General features: G+C 67.9%; 27 protein-coding genes. 5 read left to right on the top strand and 22 right to left on the bottom strand.

What is annotated here, in order from left to right; genetic code table 11:
* Window positions 1-77: 77 nt before the first annotated feature.
* Both ACWW1C_RS24380 and ACWW1C_RS24385 read left to right on the top strand, forming a co-directional pair.
* Window positions 78-419, top strand: a complete 342-nt coding sequence (locus tag ACWW1C_RS24380; protein WP_455980649.1) for a DUF485 domain-containing protein — start codon at window positions 78-80, stop codon at window positions 417-419.
* Window positions 419-2,050 (top strand): solute symporter family protein, encoded by a 1,632-nt coding sequence (locus tag ACWW1C_RS24385; protein WP_455980650.1) that lies wholly within the window; start codon window positions 419-421, stop codon window positions 2,048-2,050. The genes ACWW1C_RS24380 and ACWW1C_RS24385 overlap by 1 nt, the downstream gene beginning before the upstream one ends.
* On the opposite strand, the gene ACWW1C_RS24390 is transcribed toward ACWW1C_RS24385, so the two are convergent.
* The 12 genes from ACWW1C_RS24390 to ACWW1C_RS24445 form a co-directional block, all read right to left on the bottom strand.
* Entirely contained in the window at window positions 2,047-2,643 is a 597-nt protein-coding gene (locus ACWW1C_RS24390) for a TetR/AcrR family transcriptional regulator (RefSeq protein WP_455980651.1), read from the bottom strand. The two genes, ACWW1C_RS24385 and ACWW1C_RS24390, sit on opposite strands and share 4 nt — an antisense overlap.
* Complete coding sequence (locus ACWW1C_RS24395) at window positions 2,633-3,490, bottom strand: oxygenase MpaB family protein (protein WP_455980652.1); 858 nt, start codon at window positions 3,488-3,490, stop codon at window positions 2,633-2,635. The genes ACWW1C_RS24390 and ACWW1C_RS24395 overlap by 11 nt, the downstream gene beginning before the upstream one ends.
* Window positions 3,491-3,681: 191 nt before the next feature.
* Window positions 3,682-4,893 (bottom strand): acyl-CoA dehydrogenase family protein, encoded by a 1,212-nt coding sequence (locus ACWW1C_RS24400; protein WP_455980653.1) that lies wholly within the window; start codon window positions 4,891-4,893, stop codon window positions 3,682-3,684.
* A gap of 10 nt (window positions 4,894-4,903) precedes the next feature.
* Complete coding sequence (locus ACWW1C_RS24405) at window positions 4,904-5,146, bottom strand: hypothetical protein (RefSeq protein WP_455980654.1); 243 nt, start codon at window positions 5,144-5,146, stop codon at window positions 4,904-4,906.
* Entirely contained in the window at window positions 5,143-5,643 is a 501-nt protein-coding gene (locus ACWW1C_RS24410; RefSeq protein WP_455980655.1) for a DUF3093 domain-containing protein, read from the bottom strand. Before ACWW1C_RS24410 ends, ACWW1C_RS24405 begins: the two co-directional genes overlap by 4 nt.
* Entirely contained in the window at window positions 5,640-6,044 is a 405-nt protein-coding gene (locus tag ACWW1C_RS24415; protein ID WP_455980656.1) for a hypothetical protein, read from the bottom strand. Before ACWW1C_RS24415 ends, ACWW1C_RS24410 begins: the two co-directional genes overlap by 4 nt.
* A gap of 143 nt (window positions 6,045-6,187) precedes the next feature.
* Entirely contained in the window at window positions 6,188-6,670 is a 483-nt protein-coding gene (locus ACWW1C_RS24420; protein WP_455980657.1) for a hypothetical protein, read from the bottom strand.
* Window positions 6,667-7,647 carry a porphobilinogen synthase gene (gene hemB / locus ACWW1C_RS24425; protein WP_455980658.1) on the bottom strand — a complete coding sequence of 327 codons (981 nt, stop codon included), beginning with the start codon at window positions 7,645-7,647 and terminating at the stop codon, window positions 6,667-6,669. The genes ACWW1C_RS24420 and hemB overlap by 4 nt, the downstream gene beginning before the upstream one ends.
* A gap of 20 nt (window positions 7,648-7,667) precedes the next feature.
* Complete coding sequence (locus ACWW1C_RS24430; protein WP_455980659.1) at window positions 7,668-9,359, bottom strand: uroporphyrinogen-III synthase; 1,692 nt, start codon at window positions 9,357-9,359, stop codon at window positions 7,668-7,670.
* A gap of 3 nt (window positions 9,360-9,362) precedes the next feature.
* The gene (gene hemC, locus ACWW1C_RS24435) at window positions 9,363-10,322 is read right to left on the bottom strand and encodes a hydroxymethylbilane synthase (protein ID WP_455980660.1); all 960 of its coding nucleotides are present in this window, start codon (window positions 10,320-10,322) and stop codon (window positions 9,363-9,365) included.
* A gap of 6 nt (window positions 10,323-10,328) precedes the next feature.
* Window positions 10,329-11,699, bottom strand: a complete 1,371-nt coding sequence (locus tag ACWW1C_RS24440; protein WP_455980661.1) for a glutamyl-tRNA reductase — start codon at window positions 11,697-11,699, stop codon at window positions 10,329-10,331.
* Between the two features lie 176 nt (window positions 11,700-11,875).
* Window positions 11,876-12,088 (bottom strand): glutaredoxin family protein, encoded by a 213-nt coding sequence (locus ACWW1C_RS24445; protein WP_455984423.1) that lies wholly within the window; start codon window positions 12,086-12,088, stop codon window positions 11,876-11,878.
* 90 nt (window positions 12,089-12,178) lie between these two features.
* Here ACWW1C_RS24445 and ACWW1C_RS24450 point away from each other — a divergent pair, with 90 nt between their 5' ends.
* Both ACWW1C_RS24450 and ACWW1C_RS24455 read left to right on the top strand, forming a co-directional pair.
* The gene (locus ACWW1C_RS24450; protein WP_455980662.1) at window positions 12,179-13,087 is read left to right on the top strand and encodes an HAD family hydrolase; all 909 of its coding nucleotides are present in this window, start codon (window positions 12,179-12,181) and stop codon (window positions 13,085-13,087) included.
* Window positions 13,088-13,129: 42 nt separating this feature from the next.
* Complete coding sequence (locus ACWW1C_RS24455; RefSeq protein ID WP_455980663.1) at window positions 13,130-13,660, top strand: FAS1-like dehydratase domain-containing protein; 531 nt, start codon at window positions 13,130-13,132, stop codon at window positions 13,658-13,660.
* A gap of 190 nt (window positions 13,661-13,850) precedes the next feature.
* Here the strand turns inward: ACWW1C_RS24455 and ACWW1C_RS24460 are convergent, their stop codons facing one another.
* The 8 genes from ACWW1C_RS24460 to ACWW1C_RS24495 form a co-directional block, all read right to left on the bottom strand.
* Window positions 13,851-14,927, bottom strand: coding sequence for a lysophospholipid acyltransferase family protein (locus ACWW1C_RS24460; RefSeq protein ID WP_455980664.1), 1,077 nt, complete (start codon window positions 14,925-14,927; stop codon window positions 13,851-13,853).
* 15 nt (window positions 14,928-14,942) lie between these two features.
* Complete coding sequence (locus ACWW1C_RS24465; protein ID WP_455980665.1) at window positions 14,943-16,061, bottom strand: SDR family oxidoreductase; 1,119 nt, start codon at window positions 16,059-16,061, stop codon at window positions 14,943-14,945.
* A 39-nt stretch (window positions 16,062-16,100) separates the two neighbouring features.
* Window positions 16,101-16,202, bottom strand: a complete 102-nt coding sequence (locus ACWW1C_RS24470; protein ID WP_003402602.1) for a 30S ribosomal protein bS22 — start codon at window positions 16,200-16,202, stop codon at window positions 16,101-16,103.
* A 216-nt stretch (window positions 16,203-16,418) separates the two neighbouring features.
* On the bottom strand, window positions 16,419-16,643 hold the full coding sequence (locus ACWW1C_RS24475) for a cell division/environmental response transcriptional regulator (protein WP_029105159.1): 225 nt from the start codon (window positions 16,641-16,643) through the stop codon (window positions 16,419-16,421).
* Between the two features lie 139 nt (window positions 16,644-16,782).
* Window positions 16,783-17,646: a pyrroline-5-carboxylate reductase gene (gene proC, locus ACWW1C_RS24480; RefSeq protein WP_455980666.1), complete on the bottom strand. Its 864-nt coding sequence runs from the start codon at window positions 17,644-17,646 to the stop codon at window positions 16,783-16,785.
* A gap of 29 nt (window positions 17,647-17,675) precedes the next feature.
* Window positions 17,676-18,521, bottom strand: a complete 846-nt coding sequence (locus ACWW1C_RS24485) for a sugar phosphate isomerase/epimerase family protein (RefSeq protein WP_455980667.1) — start codon at window positions 18,519-18,521, stop codon at window positions 17,676-17,678.
* Window positions 18,522-18,532: 11 nt separating this feature from the next.
* Window positions 18,533-19,687, bottom strand: a complete 1,155-nt coding sequence (locus ACWW1C_RS24490; protein ID WP_455980668.1) for an FUSC family protein — start codon at window positions 19,685-19,687, stop codon at window positions 18,533-18,535.
* A complete protein-coding gene (locus tag ACWW1C_RS24495; RefSeq protein WP_455980669.1) occupies window positions 19,684-20,670 on the bottom strand; it encodes a Ppx/GppA phosphatase family protein in 987 nt (328 codons plus the stop codon). Before ACWW1C_RS24495 ends, ACWW1C_RS24490 begins: the two co-directional genes overlap by 4 nt.
* 25 nt (window positions 20,671-20,695) lie before the next feature.
* Here ACWW1C_RS24495 and ACWW1C_RS24500 point away from each other — a divergent pair, with 25 nt between their 5' ends.
* Complete coding sequence (locus ACWW1C_RS24500) at window positions 20,696-21,514, top strand: hypothetical protein (protein WP_455980670.1); 819 nt, start codon at window positions 20,696-20,698, stop codon at window positions 21,512-21,514.
* A 10-nt stretch (window positions 21,515-21,524) separates the two neighbouring features.
* Here the strand turns inward: ACWW1C_RS24500 and regX are convergent, their stop codons facing one another.
* Both regX and ACWW1C_RS24510 read right to left on the bottom strand, forming a co-directional pair.
* Window positions 21,525-22,211 carry a two-component sensory transduction protein RegX gene (gene regX / locus ACWW1C_RS24505; RefSeq protein ID WP_455980671.1) on the bottom strand — a complete coding sequence of 229 codons (687 nt, stop codon included), beginning with the start codon at window positions 22,209-22,211 and terminating at the stop codon, window positions 21,525-21,527.
* Window positions 22,208-23,425 (bottom strand): sensor histidine kinase, encoded by a 1,218-nt coding sequence (locus ACWW1C_RS24510; protein ID WP_455980672.1) that lies wholly within the window; start codon window positions 23,423-23,425, stop codon window positions 22,208-22,210. The genes regX and ACWW1C_RS24510 overlap by 4 nt, the downstream gene beginning before the upstream one ends.
* Window positions 23,426-23,496 lie beyond the last annotated feature (71 nt).

Here is a 23,496-nt window from a genome sequence, read left to right on the forward strand (position 1 = left end):
ATACCGGTCGCGAGTGACGCAGCTCTCAATTAGGTTCTGCGCTATCTGTTCACAGTCAATTGCCAGGAGTGTCCTCGGTGCCCGAAACCGACCGTCCCGAGAGGGTTGCCCCCACCGGGGAGCAGTTCCTCGCCATGCAGGCCAGCCCGGAATTCCAGGAGTTGCGTAACCGGCTGCGCCGCTTCGTCTTTCCGATGACCGCGTTCTTCCTGCTGTGGTACGGCCTGTACGTCGCGCTCGGCGCCTTCGGCCACGACTTCATGGCCACCCGGGTGTTCGGCAACGTCAACGTCGGCCTGCTGATCGGGTTGGGCCAGTTCCTCACGACGTTCGTGATCACCGGCCTGTACGTGCGCTTCGCCAATCGGGAGCTCGACCCGCGGGCTGCCGCCATCCGCGAAGAACTGGAAGGTGCCTGATGACCAGCACCGTCCTCGCCGCCGCGACCGTCGGCAACCCCGTGGCCAATATCGGCATCTTCAGCGTGTTCGTCGTCGTCACGATGGTCGTGGTGATCAAGGCCAGTAAGCGCAACGCCACCGCCGACGAGTTCTTCACCGGCGGTCGCGCTTTCTCCGGTCCGCAGAACGGCATCGCCATCGCCGGCGACTACCTGTCGGCCGCGAGCTTCCTCGGGATCGCCGGTGCCATCGCCGTCTACGGCTATGACGGTTTCCTGTACTCCATCGGCTTCCTCGTCGCCTGGCTCGTCGCGCTGCTGCTCGTGGCCGAATTACTGCGCAACACAGGCAGATTCACCATGGCCGACGTGTTGAGCTTCCGGCTGCGGCAGCGCCCGGTGCGGTTGGCCGCGGCCACCTCGACGCTGACGGTGTCGCTGTTCTACCTCCTGGCCCAGATGGCCGGGGCCGGCGGCCTGGTCGCTCTGCTGCTCGACGTGAAGAGCCGCGGCGGGCAGTCCATCGTGATTGCCGTCGTCGGTGTCCTGATGATCGTGTACGTACTGGTCGGTGGCATGAAGGGCACCACGTGGGTGCAGATCATCAAGGCCGTACTGCTGATCACGGGCGCCGCGCTGATGACGGTCATGGTACTGAGCAAGTTCGGGTTCAACTTCTCCGACATCCTCGGCTCGGCCCAGTCGGCGATCTCGCACGCCACCACCAAGGGCGTCTCCAGCCGCGACGTCCTGGCGCCCGGCGCGCAGTACGGCGGTTCGCTCACCTCGAAGATCAACTTCGTCTCGCTGGCACTCGCGCTGGTGCTCGGCACCGCGGGCCTGCCGCACGTGCTGATGCGCTTCTACACCGTGCCGACCGCGAAAGAGGCTCGGCGGTCAGTGGTTTGGGCGATCGCGCTGATCGGCGCCTTCTACCTGTTCACGTTGGTTCTCGGCTACGGCGCGGCCGCCCTGGTGGGTCCGGACCGCATCCTCAAGGCGGCCGGCGGTGTGAACTCCGCGGCTCCGCTGCTGGCGTTCGAACTGGGCGGGGTAATCCTGCTCGGCGTCATCTCGGCGGTGGCGTTCGCGACGATCCTCGCGGTCGTGGCGGGCCTGACGATCACGGCGTCGGCGTCCTTCGCGCATGACATCTACGCCTCAGTTCTCAAGTCCCACAAGGTGACCGAGGACGAGCAGGTGCGGGTGTCACGGATCACCGCTGTCGTGCTGGGCGTGTTCGCGATCGGGCTCGGCATCCTGGCCAACGGTCAGAACGTGGCGTTCCTGGTGGCCCTGGCATTCGCCGTGGCGGCCGCGGCCAACCTGCCGACGATCCTGTACTCGCTGTACTGGAAGCGGTTCAACACCCGCGGTGCGCTGTGGAGCATGTACGGCGGTCTGCTCTCGACCATCGTGCTGATCGTGTTCTCCCCCGCCGTGTCGGGCAGCAAGACCGCGATGATCCCCGGCGCGGACTTCGCGTACTTTCCGCTGGCCAACCCGGGCATCGTCTCCATCCCACTGGCGTTCGCGCTCGGCATCATCGGCACGCTGACGTCATCCGACACCGGCGATCCCGCGCGCAACGCCGAGATGGAGGTGCGGTCGCTGACGGGCGTGGGCGCCGAGAAACCCGTCGCCCACTAGCCAAGCACGGGCGAGTTCGTCCGCAACGCGGCCGGCAGGCTCGGCACGAAATGCCGTGCCGCGAAAGCACGGATGTCCTCGGCGCTGTCGAGCGCCTCGACGCTCGGCAGCAGCAGCACCATCGCGGCGTAGCGCAGGATGGTGTCGGCCAGGTCGTTGACCGCCTGCTCGCCGATCCGGTCGGCGAAACCGTCCGGGAAGATCACCCGCAGCGCGGCCGCCATCCGGCCGACCGCCGCACTGTAATGGCGTTGCATGAGTTCGATGACGAGCGCGGGTTCGTCGGTCATCATCCGGTTCAGCACCCGGTGCCGGCGGAATCGCAGGATCGACAGCGTGAACGCCTCGACGTACAAATTTGACTGCGGCCCAGCGGTTTTCAGCTCATTGGCGATGTCGTCGAACAGCACCACGTTCTCGCGTTCGACGACGGCGGCCACCAGTTCGTCGCGGTTCGCGAACCGCCGGTAGATGGTGGTGCGGCTGACGCCGGCCCGGCGCGCCACGTCGTCGAGCGCGACGCGACGGAAGCCGTGCTGCTCGAACTCGACGAGCGCGGCGTCGAGGATCGCGGCCGTCGCGTCAGCGGGCACGCGCGTAGCCCTGCTGGGCAAAGCTGTTGTACCGCAACGACATCGGCAACCGGTCCCACAGCCAGTTCACCGGCTTGCTGCGCCAGGCGGCCGCGAACAACTGGTAGGCGCGTTCCTGCCGGGCGGTCCAGGGCAGCTCCAGCAGGTCCCGTGCCCGCGGCGGAAGCCCACCGGTGGTCAGGAAGGCCGCGACCGGGTTGAACGCCGGTGCGATGACCCGCCACACGGCCGGGTTGACGGCCTTGGGCGCCGGAAAGCCTTTGGTCACATAGCCGACGCCGTACCGGGCCGTCTTGTGCGGTACCGCGACCTCGTTGATCATCCGGTCCCAGTACTCCTCGAATTCGGCGTAGGTGGCCGGCATCGGCCGGTCACTGACGCCGTAGCGGCGGTACCAGGTCTTGGACTCGAGGTAGATCTGTTCCTTCTCGGCATCGCTCAGCCGTTTGACGAAGGTGTCCGCGAAGTACAGCACCTGCTCGACGAACGTGGCGTGCGCCCAGTAGTAGGTCTCCGGATCGAGCGCGTGATAGCGGCTGCCGTCGGGCATGTCGCCCTTGATCTCGCGGTGGAAGTCGCGGACCTCCGTACCGGTGTTGGCGTCATCGCTGCCGTACACGGTGCGGAAGATCGGCGGTAGCGAGCGCTTGATCCGCGCCGATGTGTCGGCGAAGAACACCGAATGGTCCAGTACGCCCTGGCCGAGCTGGGCCAGCATGTTCTGCAGGACCGCCGGCCGCGGGCCGATCAGGTACATCCGGTTGTCGCCGAAGTACTTCCACACCAGCGATTCCGGCCCCAACGGCAAGGAGTCGACCAGCTCGGGCTGTTCCGCAAGTTCGGTCATGCGGAACAGTGTTACAAATTTTGCACTCTGTAACAACCCCTGACCGCGAGCCCGCGCTGCACGTACTTCCCGCGAGCCGACCTGGGGGTACCTCCCGCGAGTGGCCGTGTCTGCGGTCGACACGCCGTGCGTTCCGCGCAAAAACGTCCCCCTCAGGCCTGCCGAGCGGGACGTCCGTGTACATCGCAGACTTACTTGAGCGGCAACCCGGTGATCGCACGGGACATCACGAGCCGCTGAATCTCGCTGGTGCCCTCGAAGATCGTGAAGATCTTGGCGTCGCGGTGCCACCGCTCCACCGGGTAATCGCGGGTGTAGCCATTGCCGCCCAGAATCTGGATGGCCTCGTCGGTCACGTAGACCGCGGTCTCGCTGGCCACGAGCTTCGCCATCGACCCTTCGGCGTTCTCGAACGGCACGTTGTTGCGCGCCATCCACCCGGCCCGCCAGACCAGCATCCGCGCCGCGTCGATGCGGGCCTTCATGTCCGCCAGTTTGAACGCGACAGCCTGGAAGTCACCGATCCGGCGGCCGAACTGCTCGCGCTCCTGCGCGTATCCCAGCGCGTATTCGTACGCCGCGCGAGACACGCCCAGCGCCATGGCCCCGACGGTCGGACGGGTCCGCTCGAACGTCTTCATCGCCACCTGGCCCGCCGAGCTCTTACCGTCGCGGGTGCGGGCCACCCGCTCCTCGAACTTCTCCCGGCCGCCGACGATCAGCCGGCCCGGCAGGCGGACATCGTCGAGCACCACCTCGGCGGTGTGCGACGCCCGGATACCGTGCTTCTTGAACTTCTGCCCCTGGCTGAAGCCCTTGGTGCCCGGCGGGATGATGAAGCTGGCCTGCCCGCGCGACCCCAGTTCCGGGTACACCGACGCAACAACGATGTGCACGTTGGCAATTCCGCCGTTGGAGGCCCAGGTCTTGGTGCCGTTCAGCACCCACTCGTCGGTGGCCTCCTCATACCGCGCGCGGGTGATGATCGACGAAACATCCGATCCCGCACCGGGTTCCGACGAACAGAATGCCGCCAGCTTGGGGTCGTTGATGTCGCCGTACATCTGCGGCAGCCATTCACCCATCTGCTCCATGGTGCCGTTGGCCACCAACGACGCCGCCGCCAGACCGGTGCCCATGATGGACATCGAGATGCCGGCGTCACCCCAGAACAGCTCTTCGACGGCAACGGGCATACCCAGCCCGCTCTCCTCGGCGCTCTGGGTGGCAAAGAACTCCATGGAGTACAAACCGACCTTGGCCGCCTCCTGGATGATCGGCCACGGCGTCTCCTCGCGCTCGTCCCACTCCTCGGCAGCCGGACGGAGCACGTCAGCAGCGAACTCGTGAACCCAGTCGCGGACCTGGCAGACGTCAGGAGACAGTTCGAGCGAAAAAGACATGGGCGACACACTACTTGGCGCGTCGCCACCTCGCCGTACCCACTACGGCGAGCACCCCGGCCAGGGTCGCCAGCAACAACGACAACGCGATGAACGACGGGTCATAGAGCACCGACGTCTTCACCGGCTCGCCGGGAATCACCGGCGCCACGTCGGCGACCGACGACGCGGCCAGCCAACTCACCACCGAGCCGGCGGCAGCCAACACCGCCACCACCAGCGCGCCGGCCGCCAGGATCTTGTCACGGCTCATTCGTCGTCGTCTTCGCCGATTTCGCGCACGCCCAGCGCTTCCAGCTGGGCGCGCAGCCCGCGATGGCGCCGTGCCCAGGCCTGCCCGCTGCGCTCACCGGTCAGATTCAGCCCGATCCCCGTGCGTCCACGAGGGACGCCCGTCAATTCCCCGAATGCCCGGTACGACTGCCAGCGTGGTACGTCGGCGCCTCTCGCCTCCGGGAACATCCCGATCATGTCCGCGACGCGGACGGACTCCGTGCCCTGGCGCAGGTATTCGGGTGTCAGCTCCACCGACGTGTGCAGGCGGGCGGCCTTGATCTGCAGTCCGATGAACCCCGTCACCAGCACCAGGAACACCACCGGGACCAGTGGGTCGACCCGATGGGCAGACCACAACTGCATCGCCGCGATGGAGCCACCGGAGAACGGGCCGAGCAACAGCCACCACCAACTGGCCCCGACCTCGTGGAAGAGAACCTGCTCGGCGTCGGTGTCTGTCGGCGCATCCGTCATGCATCGGCCTTTCCGTCGAACCACGTTTGCGCGGCCGGCCGCGTGATCGAGACCGTCCCGCCGATCAACGGCAACAGCGCCACCAGAGACAGCAGCTGTGCCACGCCCAGCAGCGCGAGGAGGCCGACGACGATCACGATCGCCATGGACAACGCCACCGCGGCCCGGCGAAACCTGTTGTCGCCCGCCCGGGCACGGCCGGCGGAAAAGGCCATGGCCGCGCCGGTCACCATGGTGATGGCGCCGAAACCCACGACGAGGGTCCGGTAGGCCGAGGGCACTGCCGCGGTGGCGGTCAGCATGCCACCGACCATCAGCAGCACGGCGGCCACCACCCAGCACCAGAAGGCGACCGTGACGGCCTGCGGTCGGGCGGGCGGGGCAGATGTGGGCTCAGTCATATCCGGGCCAGCCTAGCGGGCCGGGTGCGCAGGAACGTCGCCCTGGCCGCCGACGAGCGGCCCAGAACTGCACGCTGGTGGCGGCGTGTTGCGTGCAAACACGGCCGCTCGCGGGAGGTGCCCCCAGGCCGGCTCGCGGGTGGTCAGCGGACGAAGTAGGCGTTCGCGTCGGGACGGTGCAGGAGGTACACGCCGCCGCCGATCAGCACCGCACCGCCGATGCCGCACACCGCGTAACCGAGCGCCGCGGCCGCGCCGTGGAAGTTGGCGAACAGATTGGTGGTCAGATACAGGATCGTGGCGGCGGCGCCGCCGGTCAGGATGCTGCGCGCCCACCGGTAGCCCTGCCGCAGCAGCACCAGGAACGTCGCCACCAGGACCGCGATGATGAACAGCATCAGTCCGGACACCGCGTACGCGTAGCCCGACACCTCGCGCTCGGGTGTGGTCAGCAGGTTGATGAGGTAGCCGATCACCGACAGCGGCAGCGCCGCCGTCCACAGCCAGAAGCCGGTCACCACATCCTGCGGCATTTCCTGCGGCTCGGCCCCGGAGTCATCCGGTCCCGCGCCCTGATACGGCGGGTACTGCGGATGCTGCGGGTCGTGCGGGTTGAGAGGGTTCACCGCAGCCAGCCCGCGACGTCAGTCGCCCAGTACGTCAGGACGATGTCGGCGCCCGCGCGCCGAATGCTGATGAGCGACTCCAGGACCGAGGCGCGCAGGTCGATCCAGCCGTTGGCCGCGGCCGCGCTGATCATCGCGTACTCGCCCGAAATCTGGTATGCCGCAACAGGCACCGGAGAAATCTCGGCGGCGGCGCGGACCACGTCCAGGTAGCTCATCGCGGGCTTGACCATCACCATGTCGGCGCCCTCGGCGAGGTCGAGTTCGATCTCGCGGACCGCTTCGCGGGCATTGCCCGGATCCTGTTGGTAGGTACGACGATCGCCCTGCAGGCTCGAGCCCACGGCCTCGCGGAACGGTCCGTAGAACGCCGACGCGAACTTGGCGGCGTAGGCCAGGATCGCGACGTCGCTGTGCCCGGCGTGGTCCAGGCCGTCGCGGATAGCCGCGACCTGACCGTCCATCATGCCGCTGGGACTGACCACGTGCGCACCCGAATGCGCTTGCGCCACAGCAAGTTTGATGTACTGCTCATTGGTGGCGTCATTGTCGACCCGGCCCGCCGCGTCCAGGACGCCACAGTGCCCGTGATCGGTGAACTCGTCCAGGCAGGTGTCGGCCATCAGCACCGTCGCGTCGCCGAGGTCCGAATTCAGGTCGCGCAGTGCCACATTCAAGATGCCGTCGGGGTTCACGCCTTCGGAGCCGGTGGCGTCCTTGTCACCGTCGCACGGGACGCCGAACAGCATCAGCCCGCCGACACCGGCCTCGACAGCTTCCGCGGCCGCCCGGCGCAGCGACTCCCTGGTGTGCTGGACGACGCCGGGCATCGAACTGATCGGACGCGGCTCGGCGAGCCCGTCCGCCACGAACATCGGAAGCACCAGATGCCGTGACTCCAGGGAGGTTTCGGACACCAGCCGGCGCAACGCCGGGGTCGTACGGAGTCGCCGCGGCCGCTGTCGTGGGAAAGCCATATGAAGAAGTTTAGCGACCGCTATCTTCTGCGGCTCTTCTTGCGCGGCGGCGGCAACGCACCCTCGGCGCGCAGCCGGGCTGCGTGCTCGGCCAGCGCCTCGACCAGCGGGCCGACGGCGGCGGTCTCCGGCTGCACGTCCACGCGCAGGCCGAATTCGGCTGCGGTTTCAGCGGTTTTCGGGCCGATGCAGGCGACGATGGTCCGGGCGTGCGGCTTGCCGGCGATGCCGACCAGGTTGCGCACCGTGGAGCTCGAGGTGAAGCAGACGGCGTCGAAACCACCGGTCTTGATCATCTCGCGGGTGTGCGCCGGTGGCGGTGCCGCACGGACGGTGCGGTAGGCCGTGACGTCCTCGATCTCCCAGCCCCGCTCACGCAGGCCCTCGGCCAGCGTCTCGGTGGCGATGTCGGCACGCGGCAGCAGCACCCGGTTCACCGGGTCGAAAATCTCGTCGTAGTCCGGGAATTCGTCCAGCAGGCCCAGCGACGACTGCTCACCGGCAGGCACCAGCTCGGGGTTGATGCCGAACGCGCGCACCTTGTCCGCGGTGGCCTGACCGACGCACGCGATCTTCACACCGGAGAACGCGCGGGCGTCCAGACCGAACTCGTTGAACTTCTCCCACACCGCACGCACCGCGTTGGTGGAGGTGAACACGACCCACTGGAAGCGGCCGTCGACCAGACCCTTGACGGCACGCTCCATCTGGGCGGGGCTGCGCGGCGGCTCGACCGCGATGGTCGGCACTTCGATCGGCAGGGCACCGTGGCCCACCAGCCGGTCGCTCATCTCGCCGGCCTGGTCCTTGGTGCGGGGCACCAGCACGGTCCAGCCGTACAGCGAGCGACTCTCCCACCAGTTCAGCTTGGCGCGGTGCGCGACGGTCTTGCCGATGGTCACGACCAGCGGGCCCGCCAGCGGACCGACCGGCTCGGGGCCGACGGGCTTCTCCAGCACAGCCTTGTCCAGCAGGCCGGCCAGCGTGGTCTCGATGGACCGCTGCTGGCAGGTGGTGCCGTTGGCGGTCACGACGCACGGGGTGTTGTCGGTGAGGCCGTATTCGATCAGGGTGCGGGCGGCCTCCGGCAGGTGCGACACCGTCGCGTGCAGGATCAGCGGCCCGGGGGCGGCGGCCAGCGCGGCCCAGTCGACGTCACCGCGGACGTCGGCCACGGTGTGCGACGACCCGACGGGCAGACCCGCGTAGGTGGGCACCGCCGTCGACGACGGCAGGCCCGGCACCAGCTCGAAGTGTGCCGCGGTCTTGGCCAGCGCGTTCACCTCGGTGATCACGGAGTCGACCGACAGCGGGTCGCCGGCGACCAGACGCACCACGTCGACGCCGGTCTTCGCCTCGGCGATCAGCAGCTTGGCCACCTCGGTGGGGTCGCCCAGCGCGGGGCGCACATCGACGCCGTGCGGGAAGGTCATGGTCGGCGCCGCGACGGGAGCCGCGGTGGCGGCGTCGGTCTTCGCGTCGGCCGATTCACCGGCCGGCTCGGCGTCGGCCGGGTGCGGCCCGGAGGTCGGCGGCAGATCGGTGCCGATCAGCGCCAGCACCGCCTCGGGCACATCGGGATCGGTGAAAACCAACGCCGCATGTGCCAATACGTTCCGCGCACGCGTCGTCAACAGGCCCGGGTCACCGGGTCCGGAACCGACAAAGGTGATGCGGCCGGGCTTGTGCTGTTTACGCACTCGGGTCGTCATCTCTCACTCCCGCTCTACAGTCCGCTGATCCAACACGTCGCGCGCCCCCAGGTCGAACAACTCCGCGGCCAGCGAGAGCCCCAGCTCTCGTGCCCGTTCGGGTGTCCCGATCCCGGACGCCCGGATCACGTCGGATCCGTCCAGCGCCGCCACGCAACCGCGCAACGACAGCTCTTCGAAGACTCGGCCGTCCTCGTCGATGGACTCGACCACTTCAGCGATCGCACCCACCGGCGCGGAACAACCCGCCTCCAGTTCAGCCAACAGGACTCGTTCGGCAGTGATCGCGGCGCGCGTGTCGGGATCGTCCAGCTTTCCCAGCAGCGCGGCCAACTCGGTGTCCCCCACCCGGCACTCGACCGCGAGGGCGCCCTGCGCCGGCGCTGGCAACATCTGCACCGGCTCGAGGCTCTCGGTGACGACATCGAGTCGTCCGATACGGGCCAGACCCGCTCGGGCGACGACAACAGCGTCGAGATCACCACTACTTACCCTGTTCAACCTGGTATCTAGGTTGCCTCGTAGGGGGCGGATTTCCAAACCGAGACCCAGTGCTCTAAGCTGTGCCGCCCGCCGCGGGCTCGACGTGCCGATCACCGAGCCGACCGGCAACTCCCCCAGCACCAATCCGTCACGCGCCACCAAGGCATCCCGCGGATCTTCACGCGGCGGCACGGCGGCGATGACGAACCGCTCGTCGGGCGCCGTCGGCAAATCCTTGTACGAGTGCACCGCGACGTCGATCCGGCCGTCGGCCATGGCGTGCCGCAGCTCGGCGGTGAACACCCCGATGCCGATCTCGGCGACTGGCGCCTGGGAGCGGTCGCCGTCGGTGCTGATGATGACCAGCTCCGCGGGCTGCCCCAGAGCTACCAAGGCGTCACGGATGGTGCCGGCCTGCGTGGTAGCCAGAAGGCTGCCCCTGGTGCCGATCCGGACAACGTTTTCGAGGGTGGTTACCAAAGGAGATTACTCAGCCTTGTCGTGAAGGGATTGCGGCTCGCCTGCCGCCAAATCTGGTGCCATCAAAGGCAATTCGCCGGCTGACACCGCGTCGATGGCCTGCGGGTCGAGCTCGAACAGCTCCCGCAGCGCCTCGGCGTAGGTGTCGCCGCCGGGCGCGCTGGCCAGCTGCTTGACCCGGACCGTCGGCGCGTGCAGCAACTTGTCGACCACCCGGCGAACGGTCTTGGCGACCTCGTCCCGGTGGGCGGCGTCGAGTCCCGGAACCCGGTTGTCGAGCCGCAACAACTCCGCCTCGACGACGTCCGCGGCCCGCTGGCGCAGGGCGGTGACAGTCGGGGTGACCTCGGCCATCCGCTGACCGGCCAGGTAACTGGCGACCTCGGCAGCGACGATCGAACGGGCCGCTTCGGCGTCCGAGGCAGCGGCCCGGGCCGAGGGTTCCCGCTGAATGCGGTCCATGTCGATCATGTGCACGCCGGGCAGGCCGGCAATCGCGCCGTCGACGTCGCGGGGCATGCCGAGGTCGCAGATCACCAGCTGGCGGTGTTCCGGACGGTTCATCAGTCCGCGGTGTGCATCGGCCAACGACACCACCGGACGCACCGCGCCGGTGCACGCGACGACGACGTCGGCATTACCCAGCGCGACGGCGATGTCCTCCAAGGTGTGGGCGGCCGCGTCGACGCCCTGGGCCTTCAAGTTCTCGACCATGCGCTCGGCCCTCGGCAGCGAGCGGTTGACCACCTCGACGCGGGCGATCCCGGCGCGCGTCAGATGCGCGGCGGCCAGCGCGCCCATGGAGCCGGCGCCGATCACGGCAGCCGTCAGCCCGGTGAGCGACGTCAGCTTGTTCTTGGCCATGTCGAGGGCCACCGACACCACCGAGGCGCCCGCGGCGTCGATCCCGGTCTCGGAATGGACCCGCTTACCGACCGACAGCGCCCGCTGCGACAGTTCATGCAGGGTCCGGCCGACGGTCTGGTGGGCCTCCGCCGAGGTGTAGGCCCGGCGCACCTGGCCCAGCACCTGCGCCTCGCCGATGACAGCCGAGTCCAGGCCGCTGGCCACGGCGAACAGATGCTCGACAGCTGCCTCGGCGTACCGCACGTAGGCGTATTTGGTGAGATCCTGCAGCGACATGCCGGACCGCTCGGAAAGCACCGAGCCGATCACCGAAAGGCCGCCGTGGAACGCATCCACCACCGCGTATACCTCGACCCGGTTACAGGTGGAGAGCACCATGGCCTCGGTGACCAGAGAGGACTGCAACAGCAGCTCGATGATCTTGGCCTGATCGGCCTCATCGGTGCTGAGCTGCTCGATCACCGATACCGGCGCACTGCGGTGCGAAACCCCGAACAGCAGGACGCTCACGGCCTCATCACCTCGTAGCACCTCCGTCGTGCAGGAAGGTTTCCCGGGCCTCTTCTGGCCGCAGGAACGCATTCAAAGCTAGCCGCTCACCAGCCCGCCGACCAAATTTGCTATACGCCTGCCGGATCCCCGGGCGCGCACGCCGAGACGCCTGACGTAGAGGTCAAGCCGCTGCGTCAACCTGCCAAGTCGGCTCGCAGCTGCTCCTCGTCGACCTCCCAGTAGCTGTGCTCGACGTCATCCAGGAGCACCACGGGCAGCCGATCGCCGAATTCCGCACGCAGTGCGGTGTCCCCGGCCGCGGCCAGCACATCGACATCCGTGCTCGTCAGGACGAATCCGAGCTCTTGGGACAGCGCCACGAGCTGAGCCGACGCGCGCTCGCACATGCTGCAGCCGGCCCGGGTGAGCAACGTCACGCGATGGCTGTTCCCTGATCGATCCACGCGCAACAGTATGGCGTGACCTACTGTTGAACCGTGTCCGAATCCAGCCCCGTGACCGCCGACGAGTCCACGGGCACGCCCGTGCCCTCCGAAGCCGATGACGCCGCTGAACTCGATGCCGCCGAGCTTGATTCGGAATCCGACGAACCCGCCACCCCGACGCTCCCGCCGCCGCCGGACCTCACCGCGGCGGCGTTCTTCGACGTCGACAACACGTTGGTGCACGGCTCGTCGCTGGTGCACTTCGCGCGCGGCCTGGCCGCCCGCGACTATTTCAAGTACTCCGACCTGGCCCGTTTTGCCTACGCGCAGGCCAAGTTTCAGGTGACCGGCAAGGAGAACAGCGACGACGTCGCCGCCGGCCGGCGCAAGGCCCTGTCCTTCATCGAGGGCCGGCAGACCGCGGAGCTGGAAGCCCTCGGCGACGAGATCTACGACGAGATCATCGCCGACAAGATCTGGCAGGGCACCCGCGCGCTGGCACAGATGCATCTCGACGCCGGACAGCAGGTCTGGCTCGTCACCGCGACGCCCATGGAGCTGGCCCAGACCATCGCCCGCAAGCTGGGGCTGACCGGGGCGCTTGGCACCGTCGCCGAATCGGTCGACGGCATCTTCACCGGCCGGCTGGTCGGCGAGATTCTGCACGGGGTCGGCAAGGCGCACGCGGTTCGCCAACTGGCCATCAGAGAGGGCCTGAACCTGCGCCGCTGCACCGCGTACTCGGACAGCTTCAACGACGTGCCGATGCTGTCGCTGGTCGGCACGGCCGTCGCGATCAACCCTGACGCCGCGCTGCGCGACGTCGCCCGCGAGCGCGGCTGGGAGATCCGCGATTTCCGGACCGCCCGAAAGGCCGCCCGCATCGGGGTGCCCTCGGCCCTGGCGCTCGGCGCGGTCGGCGGGGCGCTGGCGGCGATGGCGTCGCGCAAGGGCAACTAGGCTGCCAGGTCCTCCACTCGAACGCTGATAGGCTCACCCGCCATGGGCATTGCGGACGACATCATCGGAACCCACTTCCGGTACCCGGATTACTTCGAGGTCGGCCGCGAGAAGGTCAAGGAGTTTGCGCAGGCGGTCCAGGATGACCACCCGGCGCATTTCACCGAGGAGGCGGCCGCCGAATGCGGCTCGGACACCCTGATCGCGTCGCTGACGTTCATCGCGGTCGCGGGCCGGCGGGTCCAGCTCGAGCTGTTCAACCAGTTCGACGTGCCGATCAACCTGGAGCGCGTGTTGCACCGCGACCAGAAGCTGATCTTCCACCGCCCCATCAAGGTCGGCGACCGGCTGTGGTTCGACTCGTACCTGGATTCGGTGATCGAGTCGCACGGCACGGTGATCGCCGAGATTCGCGCCGAGGTCACCGACGACGCCGGTGAGCCGATCATGACGAGCATCGTCACCATGCTGGGCGAGGCGCAGAGCGACGACGAAGCCGGCGAGGTCAGCGCCCAGATCGCCGCGGCCCGCGACGCCGCCATCGCGAAAATGGTTGCCGCACAAAAGGGTTGAGAGCCCTTACATCCTTAACGCCAGCCGAGCTGGGTGCGCTCCAGCGCGAGCGGCCGTGTCTGTCCGGCAACACGCCGGGCACACCGGTCATTATCGTGCCGCTCGCACGCGCTGAGCGCGACGAAATTGCACGCGTGAGACGGCGTGTCTGCGTACAGCCACGGCCGCTCGCGGGAATTGGATTGCGGAACTACAGGAACGTGCCACGGCGGTTGGCCAGCAGCTGGTACAGCGTCTGCTGAATGGTCGCGCGCACCTGGTCGGTCAGTTCGAAGGTGACCATCGGGTCGTCGGCGGCGGACTCGTCGTAGTCGGCCGTCGAGATGGGCTCGCCGAACTGGATGTACCACTTCGACGGCAAGGGCAGCAGGCCGATGGGCCCGGCGAGCGGGAACAACGGCGTCAGCGGGAAGTACGGCAGTCCGAGCAGCCGGGCGAGCAGCTTCACGTCGCCGATCTTGGGGTAGATCTCCTCGGAGCCGACGATCGAGCACGGCACGATGGGCGCCCCCGAGCGCAGCGCCGCCGACACGAAGCCACCACGGCCGAACCGCTGCAGCTTGTACCGGTCCTTGAACGGCTTGCCCAGACCCTTGTAACCCTCGGGGAACACGGCGGTCAGCTCGCCCGCCTCGAGCAGGCGGTGCGCGTCGGCGGTGCAGGCCATGGTGTGCCCGGCCTTGCGCGCCGCTTGCCCCACCACCGGCAGGTCGAAGACGAGATCGGCGGCCAGCAGTCGCAAGTCCCGGTGCTTCGGGTGCTTGTCGTGCACGGCGACCGATGTCATGAGTCCGTCGAACGGCAGCACGCCGGCATGGTTTGCCACAATCAACGCGGCGCCGTCATCCGGCAGGTTCTCGATACCGGACACCTCGACCCGGAACCAGGAGTTGAAAAGCGTTCGCAGCAAAGGAAGAAAGACCGCGTTGTTGAGATGCTGGTCGAAGCCGAATTCATCGACCAGGTAATCGCCGGTCAGTCGCTTACGGATGAAATCCGAAGCGGCGCTTATGCGTTGGGCGAGTTCATTGGGCCCCTCGGCGGCCGCGGGGCCGGCCGCGCCGAACCGGTGCTGGTCGATCTCCCGGACCACGGCAGCAATCTGCTCGGCCGATGCGCGCGTCCCGGGGTCGGTCAACAGCGAAGGATGTCGCAGCGTTGCATCCCGCCTCGACGCACGACGTTGCGCGGCAGCACGTGTCGAATTCGAATGTAGCGGAATGACTTTGGCTTTAGATTCGCCCGCCACGTCAATATCTCCCACCATCAAAAACTTGCGAAATCAGCGTCCCCACCGCTGCGCTGCGGCCACTGCACGACGCTCCACTGAGCCTACCCACCCTGGACCGATAATGGGCGTCAGCGCGCGGCCTGAAACGTAATCGTCAAAAGCCTCCAGGGTCGTCCACTTTGGGGTATAGCCGAGTTCCCTCGTCATCCGTGTGGTGTCCATGACTCGGCCGTAGCGCATGTAGTCGGATTGTTCGCGGTCCAATTCGACGCCCGCGGTCGCTCGTCGCCACGCATCCAGGGCCCACATCGTGGGTCCGGCGAGCGGCAAACCGATCCGGCCGGAACGCCGAATGGCCTGGCTCATCAAGATGACGCCCGACGCCCCGATGTTGAAGGTGCCGGCCCGTCCCACCAGGGTGGCCCGTTCCAGCGCCCCGAGAGCATCCTGCTCGTGCAGTAGTTGCAATCGGGCGTCGTGCCCGAAGGCGGTCGGCACCAACGGGCCCGCCAGGTACCGCGACAACGCGGTGTCCATGGCCGGACCGATCATGTTGGCGAGCCGCAGGATGGTGACCGCGATGTCGGGCCGCCGTCGTGCGAGACCGCGGACGTAGCCCTCGATGTCGATGCTGTCCCGGGCGAAGCCCTCCCCCGGCGGCCGGCGGGCGCTGCTGTCCTCGGTGAACATCACGGGATCACGCGGGCTGGCCCCGTAGATCTCCGATGTCGACTTGAGAATCACCCGGCGGACCGAAGGGGCCTTCTGACAGGCTGCGAACAACTGCATCGCACCCATCACGTTGAGCTCTTTGAGCGCAGCACGACCGGACTGCGGCACGTACGACGCCGCCGCCGCGTGGACGACCGTGTCGACGTTGCCGTTCCGGATCACCTTGGCGATGAAGGGATTGCGAATGTCCGCGCGGACGAACTCCGCGCGGCCCATCCGCCGCAACATGTCCTTACTGGGCGTGATCGCGTCGACCGCGATCACATGCTCGATGAGCTGGTTCTGCGCGAGCCTGGCGGTCAGATATCCGCCCAGGAACCGGCACGCCCCCGTGACCAGAACCACCTTGGGGTGGTGCAGGGTCTCGGGGATGTCCGGGCCGGAATCGCTTCCGCCCGGCGCGGTGGGCCGGCTTCCGGGGCGTCCGTCGGCATCCATCTGGTCAGCCTAGTGGGCGACGCAATGGCGCGCGGAGAACTACTTACCGAGTTTTCTGCGCTGAACCCGGGTGCGACGAAGCAGCTTGCGGTGCTTCTTCTTCGACATGCGCTTACGCCGCTTCTTGATGACTGAACCCATAGACTTTGGAGTCTCCGCTACTAGACGTCGATCCGTGAGGATCGGTGTGAAACCAACCCCGCCACTTTACCCGGCGGGGTTTCCCGCCACGAAAACGCCTGCTGAAGCCAAGCGATTTCGGCGTACTCCGTCTCGCTGACGGGTACGGCGCACGCCGAACCCCTGCGTCAACGCAGGGCGCACGCAGGGGTGTCGCGGCAGGCAGACGCGCGGCGGTTAACCCGCGTCGTGGTAGGAGGACTCGAGGAGGTCGTGCACCGCCTTGGCGTGCACCCGAAATGACCGGCCGACACGCACCGCGGGCAACTCCCCGTTGTGCACCAGCCGGTATACCGTCATCTTGCTCACCCGCATCAGGCTCGCAACCTCGGCAACAGTCAAAAACTGCGTTCGTGGTTGATCGCCACCGTCACGCGCCGATGGCCCGTTCATAGACGTCATCGCAACCCAATCAATCAGGCACGGCCAGCTCCAGCGGCTTCCCCTCCGCTGGCACCAACGCGTGCTTACGAGAAGGAGAATAGCGTGGCCAATGTGGTTATTGCGACGGGTGTGGGGTAATCAATCTGAAATCTTAGAACTACTCGGATGTAATTCTTAGCTGCTCAGACCGTGTTTTTGCGGCTTCGACGGCACTCGCGACCGCGGACCGCAGGCCACCCCGTTCGAGTTCCCGCAGACCAGCGGCGGTAGTGCCCCCCGGAGAGGTCACCGAGGCCCGCAATTCCGCGGCGCTGGTGTCCAGCGGACCGACCACCGAACCGGGGCCGGATTCGGTCATCCGATCGAGCAACATCGCGGCCGCACCGGCCATCGTCTGGGCCGCCAACTCGGTTGCCACCGGCCGCGGGAGGCCCGCCGCGACGCCCGCGTCGACGACGGCCTCGACCATCAGGAAGAAGTACGCAGGGCCCGAACCGGACACCGCGGTCACCGCGTCCATCTGCTTCTCCGGCACCGTCAGCACCGCACCGACGGCCGAGAAGATCTCCGACACCTCGGCCAGCTGGGCCTCGTCCGCGAACCGGCCGCGCGACAGCGCGGTGATGCCCGCACCGACCAGCATCGGGGTATTCGGCATCGCGCGCACCACCGGCGCACCGGCCGGCAGCTTGGCCTCGTAGAAGGACGTCGGGACGCCCGCGGCCACCGACACCACGACCTGCTCGACGCTGCTGCTGTCGGCGTCCGAGGCCAGCTCGGCCAGCACCTCGACGACACCCTCGACCGCGTCGGGTTTGACGGCCACGATCACGTACGCCGCGGTCTCGGCGGCATCCGCGACATCGGTGACCCGGACCGAATACTTCTCGGCGAGCAGCGCGGCGCGCGCCGGATAGGCCTCGGCGACAACGAGATCCTTGACCTGCCGCCCTGACTGCAACAGCCCCGCCAGCAGGGCCTCGCCGATATTTCCGCCACCGATGATCGCAATTCTCGCCACGGGAGACAGCATGCCAGGACGGCACGGGGTCAGCGCAGCAGGTGCCGACGCGCGAATTCGAGCGACTCGACGAGCAACGCCTCCCGCTCGGCGTTGTTGCGCGCCGCCGATGTGGTGACCTCGAGGATCACGTGCCCGGAGAATTCACTGGCGGCGAGCATCTGGCAGATCTGCACCGTGGGCTGACTGCCGCGCCCCGGCACCAGATGTTCGTCGGTGGACGCGCCGTTGCCGTCGCACAGATGCAGGTGCACCAGTCCCTTGCCCATGCGCCGCGCCATGTCGACGGCGTCGGTGCCCGCCGTCGCCGAGTGCGACAGGTCCAGCGTGTAGTGCGCGTGGTTGCCGTCCAGCGGGTCGTACGACGGCGCGAACGCCGAGATGCCGGGTCCCGGAGCGCCGCCGCGCTTGCGCATCCGCTCGATGGACGGCTGGCCGGTACCGAAGAACCGGTCGGTCCGGAACGGGAACATGTTCTCGACCGCGACCAGCACGTCGCTCGCGGCCTCGAGCTCGATGACCTGGTCGGAGAAGCCCTCGGCATAGCGGCGCTGCCACCGGAACGGCGGGTGGACGACGACCGTCTGCGCTCCCAGCTGCTCAGCGGCCCGCACACTGCGTTCCAGCTTCGGGATGGGGTTGGAGCCCCACACCCGCTGCGAGATCAGCAGGCACGGCGCGTGCACGCTGAGCACCGGCACGCCCCAGCGCTGCGACATGCGCTCGACAGCGTCGATGTCCTGACTGACGGGCTCGGCCCACACCATCAGCTCGACGCCGTCGTAGCCCAGGCGGGCGGCGTACTCAAAGGCAGCTTCGGTCCGCAGGGGATAGACCGACGCGGTGGACAGACCTACCTTGATGGCGGGACGCACAGGCCTCCGGTTCAGGCTGAGTAGAGCAGTGCCAGGGGTCCGAACGTGACGAGACCGCCGACCAGAATCGCGATCAGCGTACTGGCCAGGTCGTGATCCTTCCGGATCACCCGAATCCCGGCGACCAGACCGAGGATCACCAGCATCGACAGCATCAGCGCCACGATCTGGTTCCAGCGCCACAGCTGGTCGAACGCGAAGAACATGCCGGCGCCGAACACCACGGCCAACAGGCTCTGCCCGACGACCCAGGCGCCGCGCTTCAGGCCGGAACCGGACTTCTCGTCCTCGTCGTCCGCGGTCTCGTGGTCGACGTGCTCCTCATGCGCGTCATCCGCGCCGTGGTCGGCGACCAACTCTTCCCGGCGCGTGTCCTCGTCCGCCGCGAAGCCACCGAAGAGGGCGTCGTAGCGCGAACTCCGGTCGTCCCGTGACGTCTCGCGCGCGGGTGCCGCGTCGACGGGCCCGGCGGCCGCGTCAGCGACCTCGACGGCCGCCGCGTCGTCGACGACGGGGATGACCCCGGTATCGACCTTGGCGACAGGCTCCGCGTCCTTGAGTGAGAGCAGGTCGTCGTCGGTGTCGGCGTCGGCCGGCACGTCTTCGTCGACGAGGTCGGGGCTCATCTCCTCGGCGCCGCGAACCGGCTTGAACGACCAACGGAAGGCCGGCTTGCGCGACGGCGCCACGAACTCCAGCGGGTCGGCCTCGACGTCGCGGCGGCGCAGGTGGTCCTCGTAGTCGTCCGCCGCGGTATCCGCGGGCGCGGGGTCGACGAGGTCGGTGTGCAGCATGTCCTCGTCGACGACGTAGTGGGCGCCGGTGTCGTCGGGCTCCATCTCGTCGGCCGCGGACGGAGTCTCGTCCTCGACGGGGGCGACGGAGTCTTCGGCCGGGGACTCGGGCTCGGCGGCGGGCTCGAGCTCGGGCTCGGGCGCCGTTTCCTCCGCCGTCTCCGGTGCGGTTGCCTGCGGCGTCGGGTCGAGCGCGTCCGGCCGGATGATGGGGATTTCGCCGGTCAGTTCGGCGACGGTCACCGCGTCGCTGTTGCCCCGCCGCCGACGCCGGCGGCCGCCGACCGGCGGTGCGCCGATGGTGCCGTTCTTGGCCAGCAGCTCGGCAACCGAGATCGGTCGCGTCGAGGAGAAGTCGTCTGAATCTGTCATCGTGTCTCGCCTTTGGCGGGAGCCAATCCCGCGAACGTTTCCACCAAGTCGGTGCCATCGGCTTCGCTGTCGAGTTTCCGCAGGATGACCCCCTCCCGCAACGCCCACGGGCAGATGTCCACCGCGTCGAGCGACAGCGCTCGCATGGTCGCCTCGGCCACCAACGCACCGGCCACGATCTGTGGCGCGCGGTCGGCACTCACCCCTTCCAACTCGGCTCTATCGGCCGTGGTCATCCTAGAGATGAAAGATATGAGCTGTCTGAGGCCCGCGGCGGTCAACGTGCGCTTCACCCGCGGTCCCGCACCCGACGGCGCCGCACCGGTGAGCCGGGCCAGCGACCGGAACGTCTTCGAGGTCGCGACTGCCAACTCCGGGGTCCCCGCCGCCAGCACCTTGGCGGCCGAGACCGACAGCTCGTTGTCCAGCCAGTCCCGCAGCACCGCCACGCGCCGGCGGCCGGGCGGATCCTCCTGCAGCCATTCCCGCGTCAATCGGCCCGCACCCAGCGGCATCGACAACGCGACGTCGGGTTCTTCGTCGATGCCGCCCGACAGTTCCAGCGATCCGCCACCGATGTCGAGGTTGATGATGCGGCCCGCGCTCCAGCCATACCAGCGGCGCACGGCCAGGAAGGTGAGCCGCGATTCGTCGACCCCGGAGAGGACCTGCAGCTGGACGCCGGTCTCGGCCCGGACCCGCGCCAGCACCGCTTCGGAGTTCGTGGCGTCGCGGACCGCAGATGTGGCGAACGCCATAAACTCCGCGCAGCCCGAGCTGGTGGCGATCTTGGCGAACTCGTCGACCGTCGCGACCAAGCTGTCAGCGCCCTTGCGGGTCAATTTGCCGGTGTCATCGATCGCCTCGGCCAGGCGCAGTGAGGCCTTGGTCGAACTCATCGGTGTCGGGTGCCCGCCACGGCGCGCGTCGACTACCAACAGATGAACGGTGTTACTGCCCACGTCGAGGACGCCCAATCGCACGGAAACCACGGTAACGGGTCTACGGTTGCGTGCTGTGACCGCATCACAGATCAGTGCCGGCGAGCCGCCGAAGCCCGGTTCCCACGAGGTCGGACTGGACTTTGCCCGCGAATGGGTGGAGTTCTTCGACCCGGAAAACTCCGAGCACCTGATCGCGGCCGATATGACGTGGTTGCTGTCGAAATGGACGTGCGTTTTCGGGACGCCGGCGTGCCAGGGCACGGTCGAGGGCCGGCCCGACGACGGCTGCTGCAGCCACGGCGCCTTCATGGCCGATGACGACGACGTCGCGCAGCTCGAGGAGTCGGTCAAGCTGCTGACCGACGAGGACTGGCAGTTCCGGGAGAAGGGCCTGGGCCGCAAGGGCTACCTCGAGATGGACGAGTACGACGACAAGCCCAACCTGCGGACCCGCAAATACAAGGGCGCGTGCATCTTCCTGAACCGGCCGGGTTTCGCGGGCGGCGTCGGCTGCGCGCTGCACAGCAAGGCGCTCAAGCTCGGCGTCGAACCGCTGACCATGAAGCCCGAGGTCTGCTGGCAGCTGCCGATCCGCCGGACCCAGGACTGGGTGACGCGGCCGGACGGCACCGAGATCCTGCGCACCGTCGTCACCGAGTACGACCGGCGCGGCTGGGGCGAGGGCGGCCACGACCTCGTCTGGTACTGCACCGGCGACCCGGCCGCGCACGTCGGCGCCAAGGCCGTGTGGGAGTCCTACGGACCCGAGCTGACCGAGCTGCTGGGCGCGAAGGTGTACGCCGAGCTGGCCAAGCTGTGCAAGCGGCGGGCCGGGCTGGGGCTCATCGCCGTGCACCCGGCCACCGAGGCGGCAGAGAAGTAGCCGGAGGGAACTAGCCCTCCAGCTTGTAGCCCAACCCTCGCACGGTGACGAGGTGCACCGGGTTGGCCGGGTCGGATTCGATCTTGGACCGCAGCCGCTTCACGTGCACGTCCAGGGTCTTGGTGTCACCGACGTAGTCGGCGCCCCACACGCGGTCGATCAACTGGCCACGGGTCAGCACGCGACCGCTGTTGCGCATCAGGTACTCGAGCAGGTCGAACTCCTTGAGCGGCAGCGTGATGGGGTCCCCGTTGACCGACACGATGTGCCGCTCGACGTCCATGCGGACCGGCCCGGCCTCCAGCACCCCGTCGGCGCCGACGACGTCGTCGGACTCGCCGCCGCGGCGCAACACGGCCCGGATACGGGCGATGAGCTCGCGGGCCGAGTACGGCTTGGTGACGTAGTCGTCGGCGCCGAGTTCCAGGCCGACGACCTTGTCGATCTCGCTGTCGCGGGCGGTCACCATGATGACCGGCACGCCGGACCGCGAGCGCAACTGCTTACACACGTCGGTACCGCTCATGCCCGGCAGCATCAGGTCCAGGAGCACGATGTCGGCCCCGGCCCGGTCGAACTCGGCCAACGCCGACGGACCATCGGTCACGACGGTCGCTTCGAAACCTTCCTTGCGCAACAGGAATGCCAAGGGATCGGCCAGGGACTCCTCGTCCTCCACGATCAACACACTGGTCATTGGTTCTGTCGCCCTCCTTGTGATGGCACTGAGTGGTCGTCTCCCTCGTCGACATCCACGTCGTCCGAGTCGAGATAGGCCGGAATCGACAGCGTGAACGTCGATCCGGTCCCCGGCTGACTCCACAGCCGGATGGTTCCGTTGTGGTTGGCCGCCACGTGTTTGACGATGGCCAACCCCAGCCCGGTGCCGCCGGTGGCCCGGGACCGCGCCTTGTCGACGCGGAAGAATCGCTCGAAAACCCGTTCCTGATCGGCTTTTTCGATTCCGATGCCGCGGTCGGTCACCGCGATCTCGATGTTGTCGCCGTACCGGCGCCGACTGACCGACACCTGGGAACCCTTGGGCGAGTAGGAGATTGCGTTGGACACCAGATTCGCGAGCGCGGTCGCGAGCAGGGTTTCACTGCCCAGTACCTGGTAGCCGCGGGGCGCGTCGGTGGCGATCGCGATGTCGGCGTTGTCGGCGGCCACCTTGTGCCGGGAAACCACTTCGGCGACAACCGAATCCACGTCCACCGCATCCAGGTGCGGCAGCGGTTCGGCGCCCTGCAGCCGCGACAGCTCGATCAGTTCACCGACCATGTTGGCCAGCCGGTTGGATTCGGTGACGATCTTTTCGGCGAACCGGTTGACCATGTCCTGGTCCTCGGACGACGCCAGCAGCGCCTCGGCCAGCAGCCCCATGGCGCCGACCGGCGTCTTGAGCTCGTGGCTGACGTTGGCCACGAAGTCGCGGCGGCTGGCCTCCATGCGGGCCTGTTCGGACTGGTCGTTGACGTAGACCACCGCGAAGCGGCCGTCCTCCTCGGTCAGCTGGCGCGCCAGGCCGCGCACCGCGAGCCGGGAACGGCCCGGGGTGGCCCGTTTGGCCGGCGACAGGTCGAACTCCACGTCCTCCCCGGTCGCCAGGGTCCGCTGCGCGGCCTCCCAGGCCCGGTCGTCGAGCAGCCGATCGCGCACGAGGCCGAGCTCGCGGGCCAGGCCATTGGTGTAGACGACGTCGCGGTACGTGTCGACGACCGCCATCCCCAGCGGCGACATCGAGACGATGTGGGCGAACATCTCCGAAACCGTCAGGCCGGACTGCTCCGCGGTGCGGCGTTCGCGACGCTCGTTGCGCCGTGGCGCCCACCGCAGGCCGATCGCGATGCCCAGAGCCAACGCGAGCAGCGCCGTGGCGGCCACCAGTGGCAGCGCGGACGACAAGCTCACGGCCAAATCGTACGCATCAGGTGAACGTCATCCCAGCAGCGAGCGGCCAGAACGGTACAAGTCACACGTTT

The sequence above is a fragment of the Mycobacterium sp. HM-7 genome (assembly GCF_053852335.1).